Source organism: Glutamicibacter sp. BSL13 (assembly GCF_052928425.1).
The window spans coordinates 1-8,630 of the sequence record NZ_JAVGCZ010000107.1 but is presented as its reverse complement, the minus strand read 5'-3'; the positions used below and the strand labels follow the sequence as shown (position 1 = coordinate 8,630).

The 8,630-nt window shown below is 69.3% G+C and carries 7 protein-coding genes; 3 read left to right on the top strand and 4 right to left on the bottom strand.

The window, feature by feature from the left end:
• From ispE to RCJ92_RS13755, 4 genes are all read right to left on the bottom strand, one after another.
• The coding region (gene ispE / locus RCJ92_RS13770; RefSeq protein ID WP_446754842.1) for a 4-(cytidine 5'-diphospho)-2-C-methyl-D-erythritol kinase at positions 1-725 on the bottom strand (725 nt) is incomplete at its 3' end.
• Complete coding sequence (gene rsmA, locus RCJ92_RS13765; protein ID WP_138925751.1) at positions 722-1,603, bottom strand: 16S rRNA (adenine(1518)-N(6)/adenine(1519)-N(6))-dimethyltransferase RsmA; 882 nt, start codon at positions 1,601-1,603, stop codon at positions 722-724. The genes ispE and rsmA, both read right to left, overlap by 4 nt.
• A gap of 119 nt (positions 1,604-1,722) precedes the next feature.
• Positions 1,723-2,892 carry a resuscitation-promoting factor gene (locus RCJ92_RS13760; protein WP_175419472.1) on the bottom strand — a complete coding sequence of 390 codons (1,170 nt, stop codon included), beginning with the start codon at positions 2,890-2,892 and terminating at the stop codon, positions 1,723-1,725.
• A 264-nt stretch (positions 2,893-3,156) separates the two neighbouring features.
• Positions 3,157-4,113, bottom strand: coding sequence for a TatD family hydrolase (locus tag RCJ92_RS13755; RefSeq protein WP_246049733.1), 957 nt, complete (start codon positions 4,111-4,113; stop codon positions 3,157-3,159).
• A gap of 240 nt (positions 4,114-4,353) precedes the next feature.
• Here RCJ92_RS13755 and RCJ92_RS13750 point away from each other — a divergent pair, with 240 nt between their 5' ends.
• The 3 genes from RCJ92_RS13750 to RCJ92_RS13740 all read left to right on the top strand — a co-directional run.
• Entirely contained in the window at positions 4,354-5,325 is a 972-nt protein-coding gene (locus RCJ92_RS13750; RefSeq protein WP_138925749.1) for an AAA family ATPase, read from the top strand.
• Positions 5,312-6,682 carry a DUF58 domain-containing protein gene (locus RCJ92_RS13745; protein WP_446754841.1) on the top strand — a complete coding sequence of 457 codons (1,371 nt, stop codon included), beginning with the start codon at positions 5,312-5,314 and terminating at the stop codon, positions 6,680-6,682. The genes RCJ92_RS13750 and RCJ92_RS13745 overlap by 14 nt, the downstream gene beginning before the upstream one ends.
• Positions 6,679-8,630 (top strand): DUF3488 and transglutaminase-like domain-containing protein (locus tag RCJ92_RS13740; protein WP_446754840.1); only part of this gene is annotated, 1,952 nt, incomplete at its 3' end. The genes RCJ92_RS13745 and RCJ92_RS13740, both read left to right, overlap by 4 nt.

Below are 8,630 nucleotides of genomic sequence, written 5' to 3'. Positions count from 1 at the left end.
GCCAGCGAGGCCTGGGTCAAATCGTTGACCAGGGTGTCGGCCAGCGCCTGCGCGTCGGGTTCCATCAGGGCCTTGATGACCTGCGGGTCCACTTCGGTGGGCACCGGGATCGACTGCCCGGCGCGCAGCCGGTCCAGCATGGCGTAGACCCGTGGGGTGGACAGCCCGTAGCTGGCCGGGATCAGCACCCAGTCGGTGCGCGCCCGGGTCAGCAGCGGGGCCAGCTGGTCCCCCACGCCCAGTCCGATGGCGGCCCCGCCCATCAGCGCAAAGGGCACATCGGCGCCCAGCCGGGCGCCGAGCCGGCCCAGTTCCTCACGGTCCAGCCCGGTGCCCCACAGTTCGTTGCAGCCCACCAGGGTGGCGGCGGCGTCGGCGGAGCCGCCGCCCATGCCCCCGGCGATCGGCACCCGTTTGAGGATCTCCAGATCGGCCCCCAGGTTCACCCCGGCGTGTTCGCGCAGCAGCTGTGCGGCCTGGTGGACCAGGTTGCCCGGGCCCAGCGGGAAGGTTTCGGGTTCGTCGACCACCGTGGAGGCCTCATCCAGGCGCAGGTGTAGTTCGCCGTCTTGGCGCAGGGTTGCGCGGATCTCCTCGAACAGGGAGACCGCCACGTAGAGGCTGGCCACGTCGTGGTACCCGTCCTCACGCGGCGGGCCGACGCGGAAGTAGCAGTTGATCTTGCCCGGGGCGTGGGCGATCACGAAGTTCTTGGGTTCGTTCATGGGGTTTCATCCGCTGCGTCGGTGACTTCTGCGGCGGCGCGGGCGATGGCGATGAACCCGTCGATGTCCAGCTTCTCGCCGCGTTCGCGCGGGTCAATCCCGGCACGGTTGAGGATCGCTTCGGCCCGGGCCCCGGAGCCGGCCCACCCGGACAGGGCGGCGCGCAGCGTCTTGCGGCGCTGGGCGAAGGCGGCGTCGATGACGGCGAAGACCTCGGTGCGCGGCGGGGCGTCGCCGCGCTTCGCGTCCCGGGTGAAGGAGACCAGCCCGGAGTGGATTTTGGGGGCCGGCCAGAACACGTTCATGCCGATGACCCCGGCCTTGCGCATGGTGCCGTACCAGGCGCCCTTGACGGAGGGCACCCCGTAGATCTTGCTGCCCGGGACGGCGCTCATCCGGTCGGCCACCTCATCCTGGACCATGACCAGGCCGTGGCGGATGGAGGGGAAGTGCTCCAGCAGGTGCAGCACGACCGGCACGGCCACGTTGTAGGGCAGGTTGGCCACCAGCGCGGTGGGCTCATTGGGCAGTTCGGTGACCTTCAGTGCGTCGCTGAGGATTACGGTGAGATCCGCTTCGCGGCCAGGACGGAACTCGGCGACGGTTTCGGGCAGCCGTCGGGCCAGCGGCGGGTCAATTTCCACTGCCACCACCTTCGCGGCGGCGTCCAGGATGCCAAGGGTCAGCGAGCCGAGGCCGGGTCCGACCTCCAGCACCGTCTGGCCGGGGTCAAGGTCCGCGGCGGCGACGATGCGCCGGATTGTGTTCCCGTCGATCACGAAGTTCTGGCCCAGGGTTTTGGTGGGACGGATGCCCAGTTCATCGGCCAGGCGTCGGATCTCGGTGGCTCCCAGGAGCGGCAGGGGTTCTTCAGGCATCACGCCTCCAATACTAGTTCAGCGCCCGGGCCGCATTCAGCCCCGCCGCGGCACCCCATAGAACAGCGACGCGACCGCCCGGTGGGGTGGTCGCGTCGCTGTGGGGGAAATTCGTGGCTCTAGAGCAGGCCGAGCTTGCGGGCGCAGGCCGGCCAGTGGCCCCAACCGCCGCTGGCGCGCAGCTTCTCCGCTGCGGCCACCTGCTCCTGCGGGGTGGCCTGGTGCGGCAGCGGTGCGTACTTGGTGCCGCCCACGGCACGCCAGGAGGAGGCGGAGAACTGCAGGCCGCCGTAGTAGCCGTTGCCGGTGTTGATCGACCAGTTGCCGCCGGATTCGCACTTGGCCAGGGCCGACCAGGCGCCGGAGACGCTCTTGGGGGTGGCGGTCTTCTTCTTGGACTCGCTCTTGGATTCGGCCGGCTTCTTGGTGCCGACCTTGATGACCTTGGCGACCGGTTCCTTGGTGACCTTGGACTTCAGGACTTCTTCCTCGCCCTTCGTGCCGTTGCGGGTTTCCTGGCGCAGGGTCAGCTCGCGCTCGCCCTTTTCGCCCTTGGTCTTGACCTTGGTCTTGCCCTTCTGAAGCTTGGAGTCCTTGACTTCCTCGGTGTCGAAGGCGATGTCGCGGGTTTCTTCCCAGGTCCTGACTTCGACCTGGATCACGTCGACGTCCATCTTGTCGCTGATCTCGGTGCCCGGCTTGGCGTCCTTGGTGGTCTCGCCGTCGGCCTTCAGGTTGATCTCGTCGTTCTCATCCAGCTTCACGCCCTCGGCGTCCAGCAGTTCGGCGACGCTCTGCGCGGTGGTTTCCACCTGCTGCCGCTTGTCCTTGCCGACCTTCAGGTTCACGACCTTCGGGGTGATGATTTCGATGCTTTCGCTCAGTGACATCAGGGCGATGTCATCGGAGAGGGACACTTCGGCGCCCTTTTCCAGTTCCAGCTGCTTGACCACGTCGGCCACGGTCATCCCGGTGGTGTGCACGACCCGGTCGGTGCCGTCCACCGAGACCTGCACCGACTTGTTGCGCTTGACCTTAACGGTCTGCTCGTCATCCAGCGAGGAATCCAGCGCCGGGAAGACCTCGTCGCGTTCCCCCAGGGCGATGTCCTGCTGGGCGAGCAGATCCTCGACGGTGGCGGCGCGGGTGTTCAGCACCTGCTGGTCCCCGTCGATGGCCAGGGTTACGGACTTCTGCCCGGCAATGTAGAAGACGGCGCCGGCGATGATGACGGCGACCGCTACGGCCTGGGCCAGGAACTTGACCGAGCGTTTCTTGAGCAAGTGCATCACAGTGAATGGTTCCCCATCGGTTGTGGGCGCCGGTTCCCGGTGCGTGAGGCCCGGGCGGGCCCAGTGACCCGTGGGTCACCAATACGTACATACAATTTCCATGCGTCGTGCCGCTGCCACCCCGTACGGGGCTTTGCGGCGCTGTCGCGGCGTCGCTGTGGGGGCGGTTCCAGCCACTCCCGGCGCGAGACACTTGTAGTACCGTAACCGAATTGTAATAATCAGGCAAGCGTGAATGGCGCACGACACACTTGGCCGGGCTTAGAATGCGCCGTACACCTCCAGGGTGTTCGCCATGACCTGCGAGCACAGCTGCTCCAGGTCCGCACCCCGGTGTCCGGCCATGAAGCGCAGCGTGTAGGGGATCATGTAGCTGGCGTTGGGCCGGCCCCGGTAGGGGTGCGGGGTCAGGAACGGGGCGTCGGTTTCCACCAGGATCAGCCGGGGGTCGGCCAGGGCCAGGGCGTCCTGGATGCCGGTGGAGTTCTTGAAGCTCACGGTTCCGGCGAAGGACATGTACCAGCCGTTTTCGTTGCAGATGCGCGCCAGCTGCGCATCCCCGGAGAAGCAGTGGAAGACCACCTTGGGCGGCAGCGGCTCATCACGCAGCACGCGCACCACGTCCTGGTGGGCGTCGCGGTCGTGGATCTGCAGGGCCTTGCCGTGGCGGCGGGCGATCTCGATGTGGCGGCGGAATGATTCCTCCTGCACCGGCCGGCCCTCGGGCCCGGTACGGAAGTAATCCAGGCCGGTTTCCCCCACGGCCCGCACCCGCTCCTGTCCGGCCAGCTCGTCGATCCGCTCGATCGCCGCGTCCAGCTGTCCGCGTTCGGCCAGCCGGGCCGCATCATTGGGGTGGATGGCCACGGCGGCCAGCACGGCTGGGTTTTGCTGGGCGGCGCGAACCGCGAATTCCGAGGAGGGCACATCGCAGCCGACCTGGATCAGCCCGGCGACTCCCACCTGGGCGGCGGCCTGCACCGCCTGCTCCACGCTCACGTTCAGCTTCCCGTCCCGGAAGTCCAGATGGGTGTGGTTGTCGATGACCGGCAGCGGCAGGGGTTCGGGGGCCTCGGGGTAGATCAGGTTCCGCTTGCTTCCGTCCTTCTCCTGCGTGGTCGAACGGCTGCGTTCGGCGTCATCCGCCGCGCCCTCCTGCTCGCGGGGGCGGTAGGCCTCCGGAATTGCCTGATAGTTGATCTGCTTGCCTCGCCCCACCGTGTTCCCTTCACTTCTCCTTGCGGTGCCCGGCACTGGTGCCCGCCGCCTACGATTCTGCCATCCTGCCCGCCGCGGCGCAGTGTCCCGGGCAACGCCGCAGCACTGGCTGGCTGGATGTGCCCGGACCGCCGGAACCTTTTCGTGATGTACCTCACCTTCCGTTGGTAGGGTTAAGCCAACCGGGCAGGACCTGTCCCGGAGCCGGCGACCGACGCACTTTCCACCGGGAGGGGCCAGATGAGCGTTCACCAGACGCTGCCAAGTGTTGATGCCGATTTCGGTGAGCAATGCCAGCGAATCATCCAGGGCATGTCCGCGGTGATCGACGGCAAGCCGCAGGCCATCAAGACGGCGTTGGTGGTGCTGCTGGCCGGCGGTCACCTGCTGGTGGAGGACGTGCCGGGAGTGGGCAAGACACTGCTGGCCAAGGCGCTGGCCCGCAGCGTGGACGGCACCGTGAACCGCATCCAATTCACCCCGGACTTGCTGCCCAGCGACGTGACCGGGGTATCGGTGTTCTCCCCGCAGACCCAGGACTTCACCTTCCATCCCGGCCCGGTGTTCGCCAACATCGTGATCGCCGACGAAATCAACCGCGCCAACGCCAAGACGCAGGCGGCGCTGCTGGAGTGCATGGAGGAGCTGCAGGTCACGGTGGACTCGGTCACCCACCCGCTGCAGCGGCCCTTCATGGTCATCGCCACGCAGAACCCGATCGACGCGGAGGGCACCTTTGCGCTGCCCGAGGCGCAGCGCGACCGGTTCATGGCCCGCATCTCCATGGGCTACCCGGACCGGGCGGCGGAAATCTCCATGCTCTGCACCCACCACGGCCACGACCCGTTGGCCGAGATCGGTGCGCTGCTGGGCCTGGAGCGGCTGCGCCAAATGATGTTGCAGGTCCAGCGGGTGACCGTGACCGAACGCCTGGCCGGCTACGTGGTGGATTTGGGCCGGGCCACCCGGGAGCACCAGCACGTGCTGGTCGGTGCATCGCCGCGCGCCCTGCTGCAGTGGGTGCGGGCCGCGAAGTCCCACGCGGCGGTCTGCGGGCGGGACCATGTGCTGCCCGAGGATGTGCGGGAGGTCGCCCCGATGCTGCTGGGCCACCGGCTGCTGCTGACCCGGCGGGCCCTGGCCGAGGGCGTGCACCCCGAAACGGTGGTCGGCGAGGTCCTGCAGCACACCGCGGTGGGTGGGGCGGGCTGAGATGGGCCCGGTTCCCCGCTTTGACCCGAACGACTCGCTGTCCTGGGTGCGCGAGCCCGAACGGTTCGGCGTGCTGCGCAGCTGGCACCTGGACTTGGTCTCCCGGCGCGGCTGGGTGGTGGCCGGCAGCGGGCTGGCGGCGCTGTGGCTGGCCCATCTGCTGGGGCGCCGTGAGCTGATGGCCGTGGGGCTGACCCTGCTGGCCCTGGTGGGGTGTGCCTGGCTGGTGGTGCGCCTGGGCCGGCTGGCCGGTCAGATCACCCGGGTGCTGCCCGAACGCCCGGTCAGCGTGGGCGAGGTGGTGCCGGTGAGCCTGCGCTGTGAGCAGCCGGCGGTGATCCGCGAGGTCTTGCCCGAGGGCTACCCGCCCGCCCCCAGTTTCCAGGCTCCGGGCCGTTTCGACTACGAACTGGTCTTCCGCCGCCGCGGTCTGCACCTGCTCGGCCCGGCCCAGCAACGCCTGGCCGACCCGTGCGGGCTGGTGGACGGGCTGGTGGACACCGGTGAGGCAAGCGGCGTCGCGGTGCGCGCCCACTGCCTGAGTCTGGAGCACTCCACCGCGCTCGGCGAGCGCATGCTCACCGGTGAGGCCCGGCACACCCAGAGCTCCTCGGTGGACTACTACGATGTGGGGATCCGTGATCACCAGCAGGGCGATTCGCTGCGCCAGGTTCACTGGAAGGCGACCGCCCGCCACGGCCGGCTGATGGTGCGCCAGGAAAACTATGTGGCCACCGCGCACAGCCTGATCGTGCTGGACCGGCGGCGCAGTGCCTGGCATGGCCCCGGGGATTTGAACCATGAGATCCCGCAGGGCACCGGCGCCCCGCTAGCCAGCACGCTGCGCTTTGAAAAGGCCCTGTCCCTGTCCTGCAGCATCGGCGAGCTCTATGCCCGGCACGGCTACCAGCTGATGGTGCGAGATCTGGCCGGGCAGGAGCTGGACAACCCGCGCCCGGCCCCGTCCGGGCGGGCCGGTGAGATCCCGTTCCCGCAGGCGGCGGTGTCCGGCGCCTCTGCGCTGGACCGCTTCGAGGCCTTCCACGCCGCAACCACCAGCCTGGGCCTGAGCGAGGACGGGCAGGAGGCTGACGCGCGCGGGCTGGCCGAATCGCTGGGCAAGCTGCTGTTGGGATTCGCCGATGAACCGGTGTTTCTGGTGCTCGGGGAGCTGGGCGTCGCCCAGGCCCGCTGGCTGGCCGGGCTGTCCCGCACGGTGCGCAACGTGGACGTGTTCCTGATCTGCGCGCACCCCGAACGGCACCGGGAGGCGGCCGCCCAGTTCGCGCTCACCCCGTGGCGGGTGCACCTGCATGGGGCGCAGGATCCGCTGGCCCGGCTGTGGGAGTCGCCATGAGCACCGCGCTGCGTGAGCCGCCGGCCCCCGCGGCAGCGGCACCGGCCGAACCGGCCGCAATGCCCCGGCCCGGGCACCCGCTGGCGCACCTGGTCACCGCGTTGGGCCTGTGGGCGGCCCTGCTGGCCGGGATGGCCAGCCTGCACGGGGTGGTGGAGGGCCACGGCTGGCTGTGGAACCTGTGGTTCCCGCTGTTGCTGGTACACGGCACCGGGGCGGCGGTGCGTGCCAGCCGGTTGCCGGTCTGGCTGGCGCCGCTCGCCTGCCTGCTGGTCGCGGCCGGCTGCGCCTGGTTCTCCCCGGCGCTGGCCGATCCGGGCCTGGGCGGCGGGCGGGGGCAGCGCTTCGGGCAGCTGGTGCACAACGCGAACCTGGAGTTTGCCACCCAGGTGCCCCAGGTGGCGTACACCGCGGCGGTGGATTTCACGTTCCTGCTGCTGGGCCTGGTCCTGGCGGTACTGGTCGAAACCCTGACCAGCTCCCGGCGCCTGGCCCTGCTGGTGGTGTTGCCGCTGGCCTTCGCCCCGGTGCTGGCCTCCCTGTTCAAGCTCAGCGGGGCCGGGACCGGCTACCTGCTGATCCAGTTCCTGGCCATGATCGGCTACGCCACGTTCCTGCCCTACCGGTATCGCCGCCGACCTTCGGCACTGCCCGGGCGGCGGCAACTGGGTTTTTCCGGCCTGCTGGGCCTGGTGGCCGCGGTGGTGCTGTTGGCCAGCAGCACCTGGATGCCCGGTTTTCGCCAGGGCATGTTCCCCGAAGGCACCCGCCCCTCCGGGGAACTGTTTGCCAGCAACATCGACCCGCTGCTGAACCTGGGCCGGGACCTGCGCAGCAACGGAAACAGCACCCTGCTCAGCTACTACACCTCGGCGCCGGCCGCCCCCTACCTGCGCACCGACGTGATCCAGGACCTGTCCGCCGCACGATGGGAACCGCAACGCGACCCGCAGGCCCTGGCGTACAGCGGGAACACGGTGCTGCGCGATCAGTACATGTCCTTCGGGGCGAAGCAGGAGGTCACCCAGCTCTCCTGGGACCCGGTGCCGCGCAACCTGCAGCTGCCGCTGCCGCAGAATTCCTATCTCATCCAGGGCCTGCAGGGGACCTGGCGCTGGCAGCCGCAGACCGCCATCGCCTCCTTCACCCGCGAGTCCCGGCAGCAGACCGGCAGCGTGCTGGTCACCCACAGCGTGCCGGAGCTGAACCCCGAGCTGGCGCGGAACTTCGCGTTCTTCGAAAGCCGCACCCCGCCGCTGGATGAGCAGCTCACCCGGCTGCCGGAGGACGGGGGCGGGGCGGTGCACGAGCTGCTGGCGCAGAACCTGCGCCGCGCCTTCGAGGCCAACGGCACCCCGGGCAGCGACTTTGACAAGGCCGTGGCCATCCAGAACTATCTGCGCTCCACCCGGTTCAGCTACTCGGAGCAGACCCCGCTACGTGAAGGGTATGACGGGGCAAACATGAAGGTGGTCGCCGCGTTCCTCGAGCGCCGCCAGGGCTACTGCGTGCACTTCGCCTCCACCATGGCGCTGCTGGCCCGGCAGGCCGGCATCCCCAGCCGGATTGCGGTGGGCTTCGCCCCCGGAGAGGCCACCGGGCAGAGCATCACCCTGGACACCTCCTCCCTGGCCGGGATGAACCAGGACACGGACCTTACCGAACGCACCCTCAACGGGTACCGGGTCAGTGGCCAGGACGCCCATGCCTGGCCCGAACTGTACCTTCCGGGCTTGGGGTGGACCCCTTTTGAGCCGACCCCCGGGCGCGGGGTGACCCCCGACTACGCCCCGGTCCCCCGTTCCGAACCGGCCCCGGATCCCACCCTCAACGACAACCGGTCGCTGGAGGAGACACCGCCCAGCAGCACCCCGGCGCCCACGGGGCGGGCAACCGAAACAACGCCGGGCCCGGGCGAGCAGCGCGGCTGGCCGGCCGCCACCGCGTG

Bases quoted from the DNA above. Each gene is read 5' to 3' on its own strand.
- rsmA (WP_138925751.1), bottom strand. From the start codon at position 1,603: ATGCCTGAAGAACCCCTGCCGCTCCTGGGAGCCACCGAGATCCGACGC.
- RCJ92_RS13760 (WP_175419472.1), bottom strand. From the start codon at position 2,892: ATGCACTTGCTCAAGAAACGCTCGGTCAAGTTCCTGGCCCAGGCCGTA.
- RCJ92_RS13750 (WP_138925749.1), top strand. From the start codon at position 4,354: ATGAGCGTTCACCAGACGCTGCCAAGTGTTGATGCCGATTTCGGTGAG.